Origin of the sequence: Bacteroides sp. AM16-13 (genome assembly GCF_003602705.1) — a bacterium.
Classification (GTDB): domain Bacteria; phylum Bacteroidota; class Bacteroidia; order Bacteroidales; family Bacteroidaceae; genus Bacteroides; species Bacteroides xylanisolvens.
On record NZ_QTLK01000017.1, the window covers coordinates 61,688 to 81,658 of the forward strand.

Sequence of the window (19,971 nt, forward strand, 5' to 3'; positions counted from 1 at the left end):
ACTTGGGTCTTTCAAAAGTCCCGATGCTTTCTGATTGCTAAAAGCATCACTTTAAGTGGTCATACAGGAAATGTTGAGAACATGCCCTTCACTCTTCACCTTTTCTTCGAACCCCATTATTCATCATCGATAGCGGGTGAAGGGGCACTCCTTCACCTCGTATTTAATTAAAAAATTGAATTGTACCGGATGCAAATGCATGAATGATGATTGGGTCATTCTTTTATGTAATTTAGTAATAGCTTACATGTAGTCTATTACTGGATAATTTGCTTTTGCTCCTATGCAAACTTCTTTTGGTCTAGGAGTAAAGTTGTTTTTCAATGGATACAAACTGTAAATGCAAGTTTTATTTTTATAAATGAAACTTGCGTTTATAAAAACAAAGATTGCATTTTTATAATCAGAATTTGCGTTTATAGTTTCCGTACTATCGGAAATAACTTTACTATTAGACGAAAGTAACTTTACTTCTAATGAAACAGAACTTATCTATTAATAGATTGGAGATGAAGTAGTGGGTTACAATGACCAGTCAACTAAATTGAAAAAGAACCACTAAAGTAAGGACGGTACAGCGTTCAGAGAGAAAAGTTCGGTGAAAAGAAGAGCCTTCACCCGCTACCCTCGATGAATAAAGGGTTTCGAAGAAAAGGTGAAAGGTGAACCCCATGTTTGAAAACTTATTGCGTGAGGCGTAAAAGAATCTATTTCTGATGGCACGTCCTACCAAGTTACTTTTTAATCTTTCGTAATTGATAACTTTTAATCCGTTTTTGTGGTTTTTTATTTTTATAATTGCTAATATACTACTATATTTGGCACAATTTTGTTAATTAGAAATAATCTGTAAATACTTCTGTGAGACTTGAGAATGATGACATACGTAAAATTGTAAATGGTGATGAATTCGCTTTCAACCGTTTTATGGAACATTATTCTTCGCGTTTATATCACTATGCATTTGCATTATTAGGACAAAAAGAGCCAGCGGAAGAGATAGTCAGTGATGTCTTTTTTGAGGTCTGGAAAAATAGAAAAGACTTGGCGCAGATTAATAATATGGATGCTTGGATTCAAACAATCACTTATCGAAAGGCTATCTCCTTTTTGAGGAAAGAAACAGGAAAATGTGATTTGTTGTTTGATGAGATAGGAGAATTCATATTTGATCCGGTTCAATCTCCGGACGAAGAGATGATTAGTAAAGAAGAGATAGCCAGAATAAATGAGGCTATTCAACAACTTCCTCCCAAGTGTAAACATGTTTTTTTCCTGGCTAAAGTGGATGGGCTACCTTATAAAGATATTGCAGACATATTAAATATATCTGTGAAGACTATTAATAATCATATTGCTTTTGCTTTAGAAGAAATTGCTAAAAATCTGAATCTGGTTTTGCGTAAGAAATGATTGAAGGTCTACTGTTAATTATCTGTATTTTAAGGGCATAATTGTTTAAAAGAGATTCTTGCTATTTTTACTTTTCGAGAAAAATAAAAAAAGTTCATTTTTAACTAGGAGATTTTTTTGAATGTTGCGTCTTTATTTATAGAACAACATTAAAGAAGATTATGGACTTAAAAGGATACCATTGCCTTGCTGATTTATTTGGTAAACTGAATTCTCAAGAAAAGCTTGAGGATGATTTTACTGCTATACCTGAAGGCGGGAAACTGAAATTCTTTTGGGAAAAATGCGGGCATGAAAAGATTGATGCTTCTTCTATAATAGAGCGAACCAAACAAAAAATCCGGAGAGATGTAATGAGGCGTCGAAGAAATTATTTCTTAGTAGCTTCTGCTTCTGTCGCAGCTTCTATTTTAATTTGTATTTCAACCATCCACTTCTTAACTCAGAGTGAAAACACTAATTTAGATTTTCAGGCTATTGCCGAACAGATGGACAGCCAGTCTGTTGAAGAAGTGACTCTTATCACTGCTAAAGAACAGCTCAATTTGGATGAGGATGCTTTTGTTACCTATTCAAAAGAAGGAAAGGTTGCTGTTAATTCTAAAGTAATAAGAGAAAAAGAGGAAAAGAAAGTAAAGGTCGAACCGGAATATAACCAGTTACTTGTTCCCGCAGGGAAAAGAGTGCGGGTTGAACTGTCTGACGGAACCCGATTGGTTGTCAACTCTCAATCAAAAGTGATTTATCCTTGTCGTTTTAATGGGGATATTCGTAAAATATATGCCCAGGGAGAGGTGTTTCTGGAAGTTGCTCATGATAAGCAACACCCTTTCATTGTAGAATCTGAAGATTTCAAATTACGGGTATTAGGTACGAAGTTTAATATTTCAAACTACAAGGGGGAGGCAACTAATATTGTATTGGTGGAAGGTTCTGTTGAGGTGACCGATAGGAATGAGAGAAAAGCGCAACTGGTACCTAGTGATTTGCTGAATATAGCCAATGGCGCAATTGCCTATCAGAAGCAAGTGGACGTAGCCGAATATATTAGCTGGGTGGATGGTGTCATGTTGTTAAATGGTAATGATTTATCTCATATTATTCAGAAGTTGAGTATTTATTATGGCATTCCTATTCAATGCGAACCGATGGTAGGTAAAGAAAAGGTTTATGGAAAACTGGATTTGAAAGATGATATTGATGAGGTGATTGAATGTATCCGGCAGACAATCCCTATTGAAGTAGAAAAAAGTGATACTAGTATATACTTGAGTAAATAATGACAATTTAATTAATCTTATAAAACCAATATAGCCTATGAGAAACAGATAATACTATTCATGATACACAAAAAAATCGGATAAATATTGCCGTATTTACCCGATAGTAATTCCTTGAGTTAAATCAATAAATCCAAAATTGTTAACCTAAAAAGAAATTTTTATGGTAAAGAAAAGTATTTTTTTACACTTAAAGAAAAGACTTAAGCTTTTTTGCATTATAAACGTCTTTTTTATGATTCCATTTTCTTCATTCGGTGCTAATTCTATTAGTTGGAATTCCGAAGAAGATCTATTCTCAGTACAATATGAGAATGCTACAGTTAAAGATATTTTAGATTATATCGAAAAACATAGTAAATATATTTTTATATACTCTGCTAATGTTCAGAAAAATCTGAATAACAAAGTCTCCATTTCAGTTTCCAATAAGAAAATAGATGCTGTGTTAAAAGAGCTGTTTTCAGAGACAGGACTGAATTATAAGATGTCGGGAAGACAGATTACAATTTCGATACCAGAAGCTCCTAAAGTACAGCAAGCTACACAACAAAAAGGTATAAAGGTAACAGGTAACGTTTCAGATGAGAAGGGAGAACCTTTGATCGGTGTGACAATTATTCTAAAAAATGATTCTACAGTACATTCATTGACAGACATGAATGGTAATTATAGTATTACTGTTCCTGCAAAGAGGTCAGTGCTCTCTTTCCGTTATATAGGTTTTGTGCCTAAAGAAGAGGTCGTTGATAATCGAAAAGTAGTCAATGTACAGATGGTAGAAGATGTCGGTCAGTTGGATGAAGTTGTCGTTGTGGCTTATGGCGCACAAAAAAAAGAATCTGTAGTGGGTTCTATTACAACAATTGAACCTGCGAAATTAAAAGTATCTACCAGTCGCTCGTTGAGTAACAATTTAGCAGGTACGGTTGCAGGTGTATTGGCAGTTCAACGTTCGGGGGAACCGGGATATGATAATTCAACTTTTTGGATTCGTGGTATTAGTACCTTTCAAAAAGTTGGTGGCGATCCATTAGTTTTAGTTGACGGTATTGAACGTGAATTAAATAATATTGATCCGGAAGAAATTGAATCTTTTTCTGTATTGAAAGATGCTGCCGCTAGTGCTGTTTATGGAGTACGCGGTGCTAATGGTGTTATCTTGATTAATACAAAACGGGGACAGGTGGGGAAACCACGTGTAACTGTAAAAGCAGAGTTTGCAGCTACACAACCTATAAAACTTCCGGAATATATTGGGGCTGCTGATTACATGCAATTATTGGATGATGTTTTAATCGATACAGGACAGAGACCTATATATACTGATAAAATTGCGAAAACTCGTGCCAATTATGATCCTGATTTATATCCAGACGTGGATTGGGTTGACGCAGTATCTAAGGATCATGCTTCCAATCAGCGTGTGACGGTAGATATCTCTGGTGGTACAGAAATCCTACGTTATTCATTTGTGGCCGCTGTTTATAATGAACGCGGTATTTTGGAACGTGACAAAAAGCGAGAGTGGGATCCTTCTATTAAGCTGCAGAGATATAATGTCCGTTCAAATGTTGATTTAAAGCTATCTCCAACTACACAGCTGCGTTTTAATATTGGAGGATATTTGCAAGATCGTAATTCTACAACACAAAGTGTAAGTGAGATTTTTAATAGAGCTTTCCGTTCTGTTCCATTTCAGTTTCCAGCACAATATTCTACAGGACAAATTGCAGGAACTGAGGAGTCTAATGTGTGGGCAATGGCAACTCAGATGGGGTACCAGCGTACTAGTGCTAGTAAGATTGAAACATTATTTTCACTTGAACAAGACTTGAAATTTATAACTCCGGGGTTAAAGGTAAAAGGGGTATTCTCTTTTGACCGTTATTCTACGGGGACAGTAAAACGCTCAACAAAGCCTGATATATATAATGCTGCTTCTGGAAGAACGGAAGAGGGGGAATTGATGTTGACAAAAAAGGAGAATGGAAGCAATACATTAGGACATGAATCTACTGGGACTTATGGAACTAAAAGTCTCTATATGGAGGCAACTTTGTCTTATGATCATACATTTGCGGAAAAACATGCAGTATCTGGCATGTTGTTATTTAATCGTCGTCATTTTGATAAAGGAGAGAAACTACCTTATCGAACTCAGGGAATGGCAGGACGTGCATCTTATACATATTCAGGGAAATATATAGGGGAGTTCAATTTTGGATATAATGGCTCTGAAAATTTTGCAAAAGGAAAACGTTATGGTTTTTTTCCTTCAGGGGCTATTGGTTGGATTGTGTCAGAAGAATCATTTATGCAACCTCTTCGTAGAACTATTTCTAAATTGAAATTACGTGCATCTTATGGGCAAACAGGTAATGCTACTTTGAATGGACGACGTTTTGCATATCTTTCTACTATCAATGATTCATGGAATGATTTGAAACAATATAACTGGGGTACCGAGAGCGGGTATAATCGTAATGGTATGGCTGAAGGTGAGTTTGCAGTTCCTAATTTGACCTGGGAAGTAGTAAATAAAGCGAATGTGGGATTGGAATTGGGACTATTTAATGGTATGGTAGATTTACAATTTGATTTGTTTGACGAACGCCGTCACAATATTTTTATGCCTCGTGAATCGATTCCAATAACTGCCGGATTTATAAAACAACCTTGGGATAATTATGGTAAAATGAAGAATCAAGGGGCAGAGGTTACATTGAATATCAATAAACAGTTTAATAAGAACTTGTTTGTGAGCTTGATGGGAACACTTACATATGCTCATAATGAGATTACAGAAAAGGATGAACCGGCAGCTGTTGTTGGTACAAATCGGGCAGAAACAGGATATCCAACAGGACAAAATAGAGGATATATTGCAGAACGATTATTTACAAATGATGACTTTGCTGATGTTGCAGCTGGTACTTTAAAAGAGGGTATTCCTGCGCAAACCTTTACTGCTAAATTGCGCCCGGGTGATATTAAATATGTAGATGTAAATCAAGATGGGAAGATTGATGCATTTGATGTATCTCCAATTGGGGGGCCGATAAACCCAGAAATCGTTTATGGGTTTGGGTTAAATATGAAGTGGAAAGATTTAGATTTTGGTGTGTTATTTCAAGGTATCGGTCGAACATGGAATGTTCTTTCTGGTAATATTATTCCTGCGTCAAATAAGGGTACAACCTATAATATCTTTACTAATTATCAAGATCGCTGGACGGTGGATAATCCCAGTCAGGATGTCTTTTATCCACGTTTAGATTATGGTACAAATGCTAATAACAGCCAGAGTTCTACATGGTGGTTACGTAATATGAGTTTCTTACGCATGAAAAATATAGAATTAGGATATTCTTTTCCGAAGAGATGGATGCAAAATATGTTGATCTCCGGAGCGCGTATTTTTGTTAGAGGCTCAAATCTACTGACATTCTCTAAGTTTGATTTGTGGGATCCGGAAGTTACATCGGATAGTGGTGCTTCGAGGACTGGTGCAGTTTATCCGGCTATGAAATCTATATCTGCAGGTTTTGAAATTAAATTCTAAGAATTGATTGTATGAAAAATAAAATAAGGAAATATATAGCATTAGGCATGATTGCCATGTTTTCTCTATCTTCTTGTTCTGACTATTTGGATAAGGAGCCGGATGATCAGTTGACATTAGAAACTGTATTTGAGAATAAAACAAATATGGAACGTTGGTTAGCTTATATATATAATGCTACTCCCAAGTTCTATAATTATGATGGTGCAGATGCAGTAGCAGACGAGTTGGCACCTTCTGTTGGTTGGGAATCACAGGGATTTAAGGCTATTCTTTATCAGAATGGAAACTGGACGTCTGCAAGCGGTGGCGTGATTAACTACTGGGAGACTTTTCCTATGCGTATTCGCCAAGCATATATCTTTATTAAATATGCGCATGCACTTCCTGATGTAACAGAGAAGGAAGTGAATTATATGAAAGCCGAATGTCGCTTTTTCATTGCTTACTTTCATGCTGTGATGGCTATGACTTACGGAGCAGTTCCTATTATTCGTGATGCAACAGAAGAGATTACAGGTGAAACCCTGTTGTTGAAGCAGGAGCCGTTTAATACAGTAGTGGATTGGGCTGCAAATGAATTATTGGAGACTTCTAAATTGCTACCGGCTTATTACGATGAAGATAATAAATATGGGCGTATCACTTCTATTATTTGTCTCGCTATGCGTGCCCGTTTATTGACATTTGCTGCTAGTCCTTTGGTGAATGGTAACCAGGACCCGGACATGGTGAATATGAAAAACTGTGACGGTGTTTCTATTTTTGATTCAACCTTCAAACCAGAACGTTGGAAGACCGCTGTTGATGCTAATAAGTTGCTGATAGATGAGGCTGAAAAGGCGGGGCATAAGTTATATATTGAGACGATTGGAGATGATGTAGATGCATTTCAATCTTATCAGAATGCATTGATGTTACGTTATAATCAAGGAAATATGGAAATCCTTTTCCCACGAACATATGATGATGCAGGTTATTTTGACCGTCAGGCTAATCCTCGTAGTATGGGTGGTGCAGGTGCTATTGGTGTTACCCAATCATTGGTGGATGCATTCTTTATGAACAATGGTTTAGTGCCTATCACAGGTTATACAAATGATGGAGCTACTCCAGTTATCAATTTTGAATCAGGATACAGTGAGACGGGATATTCTACAGTTGACGAGTCATATAAGACTACATGGATGTATGCTACGAAAGGTGGTACTGAACAGGAAACAGAGCATGTGATTGTTCCTAAAAATACGTATAAAATGTATTGCGGTCGTGAACCTCGTTTTTATATTTCAGTACTTTATAATGAAGAGTATCACTGGGGAAAAGATAAGTCGAATGCAAAAAATAAGTTTGCCAATTTCTTTTCAGGTGGTGAAGATGGTGGTCCTTCTCATGACTCTCCTAGTGCAGGGTATTTGATACGTAAACGTGTTGACCCCTCTGCGATTCCTGCCTCTAGTAGTGGTACTTACAAAAAACGTCAAGGAGTACTTTATCGCTTGGCAGAAGCTTATTTGAGTTATGCAGAATCATTATATGAGTATAGTGTGGCAACGGGCACATATACGGATAATGAGACAGAAATTCTGGATTATATTAATAGAGTCCGTTATAGAGCAGGTATTCCTCAGTATGGAAAGGGAGCGGATCAGATACCTGTCACAGAAGCTCAATTGCGTGATTTGATTCGTCGTGAAAGACGTGTAGAGTTGAATTGTGAAGCTGGTATACGTTTTGATGATTTACGTCGTTGGAAAGAAGCTGAAACAGCTTTGAATGGAAAATTCTATGGAATGAATGCCTTGGCTAAAAGTACCGAAAGAGATGAATATTATAAACGTACCCTTTATCAAACCAGAAGATTTATTAGTTATTGGTGGCCGATTCCTCAGGATGATATTGATAAGAATACTAATCTGAGACAATTGCCTGGATGGTGGAGATAATGTTTTATTTAAGTAAACAATGATAAATATGAGAAAAATTATATCATTCTATAATATACTGCCGTTATTTGTTTGGATTTGTTTAAGTGCATGCAATGATGATGATAATGTGGACAACAGTGATTTTTTTGCTGCTGCGGAAACATTGGAAGTACATGCGTCAAGTACAAATATCGAACTCGACGGCAATGAACCTAATAAAGTGGTTTTGACTTTTGATTGGACAGAAGCGCGCCAGATGCCGGAAGAATATTCGGTTACTTATGTCACAAAGTTAGATATTGAAGGCAATGATTTTGCTTCCAGTGTACGCACAGAAGAGGATGAAGGTGTGTTCTCCAGAAGCTATACGACCGAGCAATTGCAGAAGCTATTGGTAGAAAAGTGGGGAAGGACTTATACTAAACCCGCTACTTTGCAGTTCCGTGTACTTGCCAAATGGGATGGTGGTTCTAAATATGCGATGCCTGAAGTGAGAACAATCAATGTAGATGTGCGTCCTTATAAACCTATTGTGTTTGATGCCGATAAAGTATTCCTGGAAGGTGATGCGGTAGGTGCGGATAAGATACAAATGACATTGACACAGGAAAATGAATATCTGTATGCAGCTTTATTGGATTTGAAACCGGGAGTGTTGAAGATACCTGTTGAGTTTGAAAGTGAGATTAATTATATCAGTCCCGAAAGTGGGGATGATGTTGCATTGTCAGCCGATAAAATAGATACATTATCTGTAGTTATGAGACAAAAAGGAGCGGCTGTCGGATGGAAGATTACGGAAACAGGTGAGCATCGCGTTGTTGTTGATATGCAAGCGAAAACAGTTGCTGTCTATCCGCCAAGTAAACAACTGGAACCATTGACACTCGAATGGAGATATAATGGAAGTGCTACTGAAGATATAATAACTACTACTGTAACGAATTTGTGGTTGCATGGTAATATAAATGGTTGGGGGACGCCTGTAGATGGAAACTTTACGCCAAGTTTGGCCGATCCGCAAGTACTTGTACATAAAGGTACTCCCATATCCGGAAGCCAAATAAAGTTCCTTATAGCAAATATAAGTGGTAAAGCCAATAATACTTATTGCTTCTCTCCTGCATTATTGAATGGATTGCGCCAGCAAAAGACACTTACATATGGTGTGTCTCAAGCAATTACTGGAGGAGCTGATGGTGAGCAACGTAACTCATACTTTAATGTTCCGTCAAGTACTCTTGTTGTTTTAGATTTGCGAAATAAAAAGATTGTAGCATATAAATAATTTGAATTTATACTATTGCCGTATTGCACAAAATACGGCAATAGTTAATATCAACATCGAAATATATGAAAATAGAAAAAACAATATCTGTTATGAAAAGTTGGAGTGTAGTTCTTTTGCTTTTCTGTTCAGCAAATTTATCCGCATGTTCGGGTGGTGATAATAATGGTGATGAAGGAAATGGAAGTGGTGAACTGCCTGCCGGTAATGTCACAGTGAAAATCACTCCGGATAAGAAAACAGTATTGCGTAATCCATTAAACGGATGGGTGATCTATATGGGACGTGGTTGGGATGAAAATTTCTGGACTACAGAAGGTTACGATAATGTTTCTGTACCGGAACTGGCAGAACCAGTAAAAGTTTCAGATTATGCCAGTACCTGCTATATACGGACAAGTTGGAGTTCATTGGAGCCGGAAGAAGGGAAATATATATGGAAAGATCCGACTGCCCGTTTGACCAGATTGCTGAAAAGTGTTTTGGATCGTGGGATGCGTTTGTCATTCCGAATTGTAGTGGATGGACGTGACCAAGGATTAAATACTCCCCAATATGTTTTTGACGCCGGTGCACATTGGTATAAAGACCCGGGACCTACTAACGAGGCGACTGCATTAGCACGTAAATCACCTTTTCCGGATGATAAGATCTTTCAGGAAAAATATACTAAGTTCATCGAAGCACTGGCACAGGAATTTAACGATCCAGATAAAGTAGACTTTATAGATGCTTACGGATTGGGGAAATGGGGTGAAGCACATACAATGATTTATGAAGATCATTCAAAAAAGAAGCAGGTTTTCGAATGGATTACAGATTTGTATTCCCGATGCTTTACCAAAGTGCCGTTAGTTATTAACTATCATCGTTTGATTGGTGCTGAAAACACATCCGGCTGGGGGGCTTTAGACCCTGAAACGGAAGGCTTGCTTGAGAGTGCTATAAACAAGGGATATAGTTTGCGTCATGATGCTTTTGGTATGAACGGTTATTATCAGGATTGGGAAAAACAGTTTGCTGCTCGTTGGAACTATAAACGTCCTATCATAATGGAAGGAGGATGGATTGTTAATCAGCATCGTTATTGGCTTGATCCTATGGGGTATCGTGAAGGGCATCCGGAAGATGTACGTCAGGGAGAATTCGACGCATCAGCTGAGGCACGGGTCAATATGATGGATTTTCGTGCAGGAAGCGAAACCATGTCTTGGTTCAAATGTTTCGGACTTGTACAGCGTTTTGTTACCGAAGGTGGTTATCGTTTATATCCTGATATGGTTTCATTGCCTAAAGATGTTAAGAGTGGCGAGAAAATAACGATCGTTCATCGTTGGAATAATATGGGATGGGGATATTGTCCCACTAATATTCCGCAATGGAATCAACGCTATAAAGTAGCATTTGCTTTGTTGGACGATAAGAACGAAGTAAAAAAGGTGTTTGTTGATACCCAGACAGATTTATCTACGTGGTTGAAGAATAAACCGACTACTTATAATTTTGATTTGACACTGAAAGGAGTTTCCGTGGGTGCTTATAAGTGGGCGGTAGGTCTTGTGGATACCACTAAAGATAATACAATAGGGCTGCGGATGGCAGTTAAAAATAACCTGTTAGACTCCGGTTGGGTGAAGCTAATGGATATAACGGTTAAATAACAGTTTTCCTGTTATAAATATCTACATGAAGTATGTTGTTCCGCTCCTTATTGAAGGAGCGGGGTAATTCTATATATCCTTTTTATTCATTATAAGAAAATGTATGACTACTAAAACTTCTGTATTATGAAAAATGTATTTTTAAAAAGTGACATAGCATGGAAATCTTGCATGTTCCTGATATTTCTGTTTATAGGTAATGCGTTTATATCTTGTTCTGACGATGACGTGGACAATCCTATCAAGGGTGATCATTGGATGATTGTGGAAGATGTTGTTAGCTTGGAGACTGGTGATGAAATGGCTATTAATCCAATTTTTAGCAGTACGGAAGCTGAAAACCTGGAATATATATGGACATCTTCCGATCCGGAAATACTGAAAATCATAGAGGACAATGGTACCAATGTAAAGGTTGAAGGTGTGAAAGCAGGAAAGGCTTTCATCAAAGTGGAATCTCCAGGAGAGACTAAACGGCTTTCTAAAGTAATATCTGTAACGGTCAAACAATCTCCGCTTCGTATTTTGGCAATTGGCAACAGTTTTTCGCAGGATGCAGTCGAGCAATATCTGTATGAATTGTTGAAAGCGGAAGGCATTGAAGCTATTATCGGTAATATGTATATCGGAGGATGTTCTTTGGAAACTCATTGGGCCAATGCTAATGGTAATCAGGCAAAATATAGTTATCGCAAAATTGAGAACGGGAGCAAGACTACTAAGGCGAATACTACACTGGAAACAGCTTTGAAAGATGATAAATGGGATTATATCAGTCTTCAGCAAGTGAGTGGCAAATCCGGACAATATGATACATACAAGCCTTATTTGAGTAATTTGGTTAATTATGTAAAAGGGAGTGCCACTAACAAATATATGAAACTGATGTTGCATCAGACGTGGGCTTATGCGTCTTATTCAAATCATACTGATTTTAAAAACTATGGTAATGATCAGATGACAATGTACAGTGCTATTGTCAATGCAGTAAATGAAGCAGCGTCCGACCAGAATATCAGTATAATTATTCCTGCTGGAACTGCTATTCAGAATGGACGTACTTCCTTTATTGGCGACAATTTCACTCGTCTTGACAATGGTGACGCCACGCGATACTATCATTTGGAAACAACTTACGGACGCTATACTGCTGCTTGTGTCTGGTTTGAGAAGATTACGGGCAAGAATGTGGTAGGTAATACATATGCCCCGAAAGGGTTGGATGAGAAAACTATAAAGGTTGCTCAAACAGCAGCTCATATGGCTGTACAGAGTCCGAATACCGTGACGGAGTTAGTTGATTTGAAGAAACGTGTCGATTCGGACCTATTGGCTGCTCCTATTTATGTTGATTTTGGTAGTTTGACTATAACGTCCGCTACTCCATGGAATAATTATACTTCTTCCGTAAGTGCTGCTCCATTGTTATTGTCTGATGCAAAGGCTAATGCTACGAATGTAAGTGTGAGAGTAGCTGGCGGATTTACTTCTGTCTATAATGGAGTATCTGGAGAACCGGATAAAGTAATGGTTGTGGATGAAGTGGAATTTCCGATGTCGGCATGGAAAGACGGGCTTATTGTAAGTGGCGTTGCTAACGCCGGAAATACTGAACCGGCAACAGTTGAAGTAACAGGCTTGAGTTCTGCAAGTAAATATAATTTCACGATATTGGCTGTTCGCTTTGGTGGTAGCAAGGCGGCCCGTACATCTGAATATACGCTGAAAGGAAAAAATACTATCGGTCCGAAAGAGATTAGGACAGGTTTGAAGTTAGGTACTAATGATGGAGAGTATGCAACTTTTGAAGAAGTTCCTTATGGAGAATATATCACTAAGTTTGAAAATGTAGAGCCAACTGCTGACGGTAAAGTTGTTATTGAGGTTGTCGGTTTGAGCGGAGCTGCGACAGAGGGACATTTAAATGCGTTGTCTATAAAGCAGGTGCAGTAATTGGGTCTCATTCTCTTCTATATTCAGATAAAAATGAAACAAAATAAAGTTCTGATTGTAATTCTGCTTTTGTTGCTATCATTTCTTGCGAGTGGAGCATGTGCGCAGCAAAAGGCTATTAAAATATTGGCTATCGGGAATAGCTTCTCACAAGATGCGGTGGAACAGTATTTGTATGAGCTGGCAAATGCGGAAGGTATTCCTGTGATTATTGGAAATATGTATATAGCAGGTTGTTCTTTGGAACGTCATGTAAAGAATGCTCGTAGTAATGATTCCGCTTATGCCTATCGGAAGATCAGTCTGGACGGTAAGAAGATAGAAAAGAAAAAAATGGCGTTGGGAACAGTACTAGCGGATGAAGAGTGGGATTATGTCAGCCTTCAGCAAGCTAGTCCTTTCTCAGGCATGTATGAGACTTATGAGACATCGTTGCCGGAATTGGTGGAATATGTGAAAGTACGTCTTCCTAAGAAAGCGGAATTGATGTTGCATCAGATATGGGCATATGCTGCAAATGCAACAAATACCGGATTTAAGAATTATGGGCGGGATCAGCTAACGATGTATCATTCTATTGTAAAAGCAGTAGATAAGGCATCGAAACTAACAAAAATAAAAATGATAATCCCTACGGGTACAGCTATTCAGAATGCCCGTACTTCATTTGTCGGTGACCACATGAATCGTGACGGTTATCATCTCGATTTGAAAATCGGACGTTATACGGCCGCTTGTACATGGTTTGAGAAAATATTCGAGCGCAATGTCGTAGGAAATCCGTATTATCCGGAAGGTATGAATTATGATCAGCGGGAAGTGGCTCAAAAAGCCGCCCATGGAGCAGTGTTGCATCCGGACCGGATTACGGAATTAACTGAATTAAAAGAACCTGCCGCGAAAGTCAATTATGATGAAAGCAAAGTTCCGGCTTATACACTTCCTGACGTATTGACCCTAAACAACGGGCAAAAAGTGGTTACCATAAAAGAATGGGTGAAGAAACGTCGTCCCGAATTGATTCATCTTTTCGAAACGCAGATGTATGGCAAAGCTCCGGCACATCCGAAGGATTTACATTTCCGGGTGCTGACCGAAGACAAAAACGCATTGAATGGCTTGGCTACCCGGCGGGAAGTGGCTGTTTATCTCACAAAAGATGAAAAGCATTATATGACAGTACTTATCTATCTGCCTAACCAACGGCAAGGAGCGGTACCCATGTTCTTCGGAATAAACTTTAAGGGTAATCATGCCATTCACCCGGATGAAGGCATTACTTTGCCGTCGGAAGAAAAATTACTGACTTATGGCAGAAAATACATGTTTCCACGTGGTAATGCTGCTTCCAGATGGCCGGTAGAAATGCTGATGAAACATGGTTATGGGCTGGCTACCTTTTATCGTGGAGATATTGATCCGGACTTTGATGATGCATTCCGTAATGGGGTTCATCCGTTATTTTATAAGAAAGGGCAAAAACGACCGGCTGACGATGAATGGGGAACTTTGGCTGCTTGGGCATGGGGAATGAGCTGTGTAATGGACTATTTTGAGACAGACAAAGACATTGACGCAAAACGTGTAGCAATTTTCGGACATTCGCGCCTTGGAAAAACTACTTTATGGGCCGGAGCGATAGACCCGCGTTTTGCATTGGTCATCTCAAATGATTCAGGTTGTGGTGGTGCAGCGTTATCGAGAAGAAAAGTCGGAGAAACCGTGCGGGCTGTAAATCGGCAATTTACACATTGGTTCTGTCGGAATTTCTGGCAATATAACGATAAGGAAGAAAACCTGCCTGTTGATCAGCATGAACTCATTGCTCTGATAGCTCCTCGTCCTGTTTATATCGCTAGCGCGGAAGAAGACTGTTGGGCCGATCCTAGAGGAGAGTTCCTTTCCGGACTTTATGCCTCTCCTGTTTATGAATTGTTCGGTCTGCCGGGATTACCGGTGAAGGAGATGCCGGCTGTCAACGAGCCTGAGTTGTCCGGGACCATTGGTTATCATATCCGTTCGGGGCAACATGACATTAATTTGTATGACTGGACGCAGTATGTACAGTTTGCTGATAAACATCTGAAAAAAGATAATTAGCAGAGCTTTGCATGAAAAACAATGATAGACAGTACGTCTGTCTGAAAAAGCTATATTTGATTGATTAAATAATAACTAACCGACGAAAACACAATGAAAAGAAAAGTATTAATTTTCGGTTTATGCCTGTTGGAAGTAACATGTGCCCTTTCGGCAAAAGATAAAAAAAGTATTCCTTTGTATAAGGATGCCAAAGCACCGATTGAAAAACGGGTTGATGATTTGTTGTCACGCATGACTTTGGAAGAGAAAATTCTGCAACTAAACCAATATACCATGGGGCGGAATAACAATGTGAATAATATAGGAGAAGAGGTTAAGAAAGTGCCGGCGGAAATTGGTTCGTTGATTTATTACGATACGAATCCGGCTTTGCGTAATAATGTGCAAAAGAAGGCTATGGAAGAATCCCGCTTGGGTATTCCTATTATTTTTGGTTACGATGCCATTCACGGATTTCGTACTGTATATCCTATTTCCTTGGGACAGGCTTGTTCATGGAATCCTGAACTGGTGGAAAAAGCATGTGCCGTTACTGCACAAGAAGCCCGTATGTCGGGAGTGGACTGGACGTTCTCGCCGATGATTGATGTGGCGCGTGACCCTCGTTGGGGACGTGTAGCCGAAGGATATGGTGAAGATCCATATGCTAATGGAGTGTTTGCCGCCGCTTCGGTGCGTGGTTATCAAGGAGATGATATGTCGGCCGAAGACCGAATAGCGGCTTGTCTGAAACATTATATCGGTTATGGCGCTTCCGAAGCCGGACGTGATTATGTTTATACTGAAATCTCTGCTCAAACTCTTTGGGATACCTATCTACTGCCTTATGAAATGGGTGTGAAAGCGGGGGCGGCCACCCTGATGAGCTCTTTTAATGATATCAGCGGAGTTCCCGGATCGGCCAATCACTATACGATGACGGAAATATTGAAAGAACGTTGGGGGCATGATGGATTTATAGTTTCCGATTGGGGGGCAATCGAACAATTGAAAAATCAGGGATTGGCAGCTAACAAAAAAGAAGCTGCAGTGTATGCTTTTAATGCAGGGCTTGAGATGGATATGATGTCTCATGCTTACGACCGTTATATGAAAGAGCTTGTCGAAGAGGGAAAGATAACGATGGCGCAGGTTGATGAATCAGTTCGTCGTGTTTTGCGGGTGAAATTTCGTTTGGGCTTGTTTGAACGCCCTTATACCCCGGTTACAAATGAGAAAGAACGTTTCTTCCGTCCGCAGAGTATGGATATCGCAGCCCAGCTTGCAGCAGAGTCGATGGTATTGTTGAAAAACGAGAACGGGATACTGCCTCTGACAGATAAGAAGAAGATTGCCGTAGTAGGCCCCATGGCAAAAAATGGTTGGGACTTGTTAGGTTCCTGGTGTGGGCATGGGAAAGATACGGATGTAGCAATGCTCTATAACGGATTGGCAACCGAGTTTGTGGGAAAAGCTGAACTGCGTTATGCGTTAGGTTGTAGCACACAAGGGGATAATCGAAAAGGTTTTGAAGAAGCATTAGAAGCAGCCCGTTGGTCTGATGTCGTTGTTCTTTGTTTGGGCGAAATGATGACTTGGAGTGGTGAGAATGCTTCTCGTTCCTCTATTGCATTGCCTCAAATTCAGGAGGAACTGGCAAAAGAACTGAAGAAAGCCGGCAAACCTATCGTACTGGTATTGGTGAACGGACGCCCGTTGGAATTGAACCGGTTGGAACCGATTTCGGATGCTATATTGGAAATTTGGCAGCCGGGTGTGAATGGTGCGCTTCCAATGGCTGGAATATTGTCTGGACGTATCAACCCTTCCGGTAAACTGGCTATGACTTTCCCTTATTCAACCGGGCAGATTCCTATTTATTATAATCGTCGCAAGAGTGGACGTGGACATCAGGGCTTCTATAAGGACATCACGAGTGAGCCCTTATACTCGTTCGGGCACGGACTGAGCTATACAGAATTCAAATATGGCACTGTTACTCCTTCTGTAACAACAGTCAAACGTGGTGGAAAACTTTCAGTAGAAGTATCTGTTTCGAATACAGGAAAACGTGATGGCTTGGAAACGGTACATTGGTTTATCTCCGACCCTTATTGTTCTATTACCCGTCCGGTGAAAGAGTTGAAACACTTTGAGAAGCAATTAATCAAGGCTGGTGAAACGAAAGTATTCCGTTTTGATGTTGACTTGGAACGCGATTTTGGTTTTGTTGACGGGAACGGCAAACGATTCTTGGAAATCGGAGAGTATTACATCCAGGTAAAAGACCAGAAAGTAAAGATAGACTTAACAGAGTAAAATTCGATAATGAGAAAATTAATACGAAGCGTAGGTGTGTTTTTATTTATGGTAGGTATCACAGCCCATGCACAGACAATCACTCCCCAAGCCGAACAACGTGCGAAGGACATTGTAACAAAAATGACTTTGCAAGAGAAAATAGAGTATATCTCCGGATATACCAGTTTTTCTCTGCGTGCCATTCCCCGTTTGGGAATACCTGAAATCAAGTTGGCTGACGGGCCGCAGGGAATTCGTAATCATGCTCCCAAGAGCACTTTATATCCTTCCGGAATACTTTCCGCTTCTACTTGGAACCGGGAATTACTTTATAAGTTAGGGCAAGGCTTGGGACAGGACGCCAAGGCAAGAGGAGTTAATATCCTGTTGGGCCCGGGCGTGAATATCTATCGTGCTCCGTTGTGCGGCCGTAACTTTGAATACTTCGGTGAAGACCCTTACTTGACAGGTGAAACGGCGAAACAATATATCCTGGGAGTACAATCGGAAGGAGTCATTGCTACAATCAAACACTTTGCTGCCAACAACCAGGAATGGAGCCGCCACCATGCCAGCTCTGACATAGACGAACGTACTTTGCAGGAAATCTATTTCCCGGCTTTCCGAAAAGCTGTACAGGAAGCCAATGTCGGCGCCGTAATGAACAGTTACAATCTGTTGAACGGTGTCCATGCCACCGAACATAAATGGCTGAATATTGATGTCTTGCGCAATCTTTGGGGCTTCAAAGGTATTCTGATGTCGGACTGGACTTCTGTATATTCCGCCGTAGGCGCTGCTAACGCCGGACTTGACCTCGAAATGCCGAAAGGACGTTTTATGAATTTGGAGAATCTGTTGCCTGCTATCAAGACTGGCACAGTGACAGAAGAAACCATCAACCTGAAAGTACAACACATCCTGCAAACTCTGATTGCTTATGGTATGTTGGATAAGGAACAGAAAGACAGCAACATCGCAGAGGATAATCCTTTCTCCCGCCAAACAGCTTTAGAACTGGCGCGCGAGGGTGTAGTCCTGTTGAGGAATGAAGGAAACTTGCTCCCGCTGAAAGGAAAGACAGCCGTGATGGGGCCTAATGCAAATTTGATTCCTACCGGTGGCGGTAGTGGGTTTGTCACTCCTTTTTCTACCGTCTCAGTGGCTCAAGGCTTGAAGGAATTGAAGAAAAAGAATCTGTTACTATTGACGGATGATGTGATTTATGAAGATATTGTCCATGAGTTTTATACTGATGCTAATCGTCAGATGAAAGGCTTCAAAGCTGAATACTTTAAAAACAAGACCCTTTCGGGCCAGCCTGAAGTAATACGCACGGAATCCTCTGTTGATTATGACTGGGGATATGGGGCACCTTTGGACGGCTTTCCGACAGATGGATTCTCTGTCCGTTGGACAGCCTGCTACATGCCACAAACTGACGGTCAGTTGAAACTTCATATCGGTGGTGATGACGGTTATCGTCTGTTTGTGAATGACAAGCATATTACGGGAGATTGGGGAAATCATTCCTACTCTAGCCGTGAAGTTGAACTGCCGGTTGAGGGTGGTAAGGAATATCGTTTCCGGATTGAATTCTTTGATAATATTTCTTCGGCTATCATTCGTTTTAATGCTTATAGCCTTAATGAGGCGAAACTTCGTCAAGGATTGGCAAAGGTGGATAATGTAGTGTTCTGCACAGGCTTCAATAGTAATACCGAAGGCGAAGGCTTTGACCGTCCGTTTGCCTTGCTCCGCTATCAGGAATTGTTTATCAAGAAGATTGCGTCCATGCATCCCAATGTTGTGGTTGTACTGAACGCCGGTGGCGGTGTGGATTTCACCAACTGGTATGATGCCGCAAAAGCGATTCTTATGGCCTGGTATCCGGGACAGGAAGGCGGCCAGGCGATAGCTGAAATCCTGACCGGTAAGATTTCTCCAAGTGGAAAGCTACCGATTTCTATCGAGCGGAAATGGGACGATAATCCGGTGCACGGCAGTTATTACGAGAACTTAAAGGCGGAGATTAAGCGTGTAGACTATTCCGAAGGTGTCTTTGTCGGTTATCGTGGATACGACCGTTCGGGAAAAGAACCTTTCTATCCGTTTGGCTACGGTTTGTCCTATACTACTTTCGCTTATAGTAATATGGCTGCAGAGAAAACGGGTAAGCATCAGGTTACCGTTAGCTTTGATATAGAGAATACAGGTAAGATGGATGCTTCGGAAGTGGCACAGGTGTATGTGCATGATGTACAGTCTTCTGTTCCCCGTCCGTTGAAAGAACTGAAAGGATATGAAAAGGTATTCTTGAAGAAAGGGGAGAAGAAGCGGGTTGCTGTTGTGCTGGATGAGGATGCATTCTCTTTTTACGATATGAATCAACACCGCTTTGTAGTGGAAAAAGGAGACTTTGAGATCTTAGTCGGGCCTGCTTCCAGTCAATTGCCTTTAAAGGCTACAGTTGAACTGTAATGACCGAATGATAAACAAA

General features: G+C 40.1%; 10 protein-coding genes. All 10 read left to right on the forward strand.

Going from position 1 to position 19,971, the window contains the following annotated elements; genetic code table 11:
* The first annotated feature begins 861 nt into the window (after window positions 1–861).
* The 10 genes from DW173_RS14935 (at window position 862) to DW173_RS14980 (ending at window position 19,952) form a co-directional block, all read left to right on the forward strand.
* The gene (locus DW173_RS14935) at window positions 862–1,413 is read left to right on the forward strand and encodes an RNA polymerase sigma factor (RefSeq protein WP_008023270.1); all 552 of its coding nucleotides are present in this window, start codon (window positions 862–864) and stop codon (window positions 1,411–1,413) included.
* 161 nt (window positions 1,414–1,574) lie between these two features.
* Complete coding sequence (locus tag DW173_RS14940) at window positions 1,575–2,693, forward strand: FecR family protein (protein WP_120144665.1); 1,119 nt, start codon at window positions 1,575–1,577, stop codon at window positions 2,691–2,693.
* Between the two features lie 163 nt (window positions 2,694–2,856).
* The gene (locus tag DW173_RS14945) at window positions 2,857–6,258 is read left to right on the forward strand and encodes a TonB-dependent receptor (protein WP_120144666.1); all 3,402 of its coding nucleotides are present in this window, start codon (window positions 2,857–2,859) and stop codon (window positions 6,256–6,258) included.
* 11 nt (window positions 6,259–6,269) lie between these two features.
* On the forward strand, window positions 6,270–8,204 hold the full coding sequence (locus DW173_RS14950) for a RagB/SusD family nutrient uptake outer membrane protein (RefSeq protein WP_120144667.1): 1,935 nt from the start codon (window positions 6,270–6,272) through the stop codon (window positions 8,202–8,204).
* 28 nt (window positions 8,205–8,232) lie between these two features.
* A complete protein-coding gene (locus DW173_RS14955; protein ID WP_158593288.1) occupies window positions 8,233–9,474 on the forward strand; it encodes a SusE domain-containing protein in 1,242 nt (413 codons plus the stop codon).
* Between the two features lie 92 nt (window positions 9,475–9,566).
* Window positions 9,567–11,135 (forward strand): DUF4832 domain-containing protein, encoded by a 1,569-nt coding sequence (locus DW173_RS14960; RefSeq protein ID WP_120144669.1) that lies wholly within the window; start codon window positions 9,567–9,569, stop codon window positions 11,133–11,135.
* Between the two features lie 126 nt (window positions 11,136–11,261).
* Window positions 11,262–13,088: a DUF4886 domain-containing protein gene (locus DW173_RS14965; RefSeq protein ID WP_008023263.1), complete on the forward strand. Its 1,827-nt coding sequence runs from the start codon at window positions 11,262–11,264 to the stop codon at window positions 13,086–13,088.
* Between the two features lie 33 nt (window positions 13,089–13,121).
* On the forward strand, window positions 13,122–15,188 hold the full coding sequence (locus DW173_RS24410) for a DUF4886 domain-containing protein (RefSeq protein WP_120144670.1): 2,067 nt from the start codon (window positions 13,122–13,124) through the stop codon (window positions 15,186–15,188).
* Between the two features lie 93 nt (window positions 15,189–15,281).
* Window positions 15,282–17,489: a glycoside hydrolase family 3 N-terminal domain-containing protein gene (locus tag DW173_RS14975; protein ID WP_120144671.1), complete on the forward strand. Its 2,208-nt coding sequence runs from the start codon at window positions 15,282–15,284 to the stop codon at window positions 17,487–17,489.
* A 9-nt stretch (window positions 17,490–17,498) separates the two neighbouring features.
* Window positions 17,499–19,952, forward strand: a complete 2,454-nt coding sequence (locus tag DW173_RS14980; protein ID WP_120144672.1) for a beta-glucosidase — start codon at window positions 17,499–17,501, stop codon at window positions 19,950–19,952.
* The last annotated feature ends 19 nt before the right edge of the window (window positions 19,953–19,971 follow it).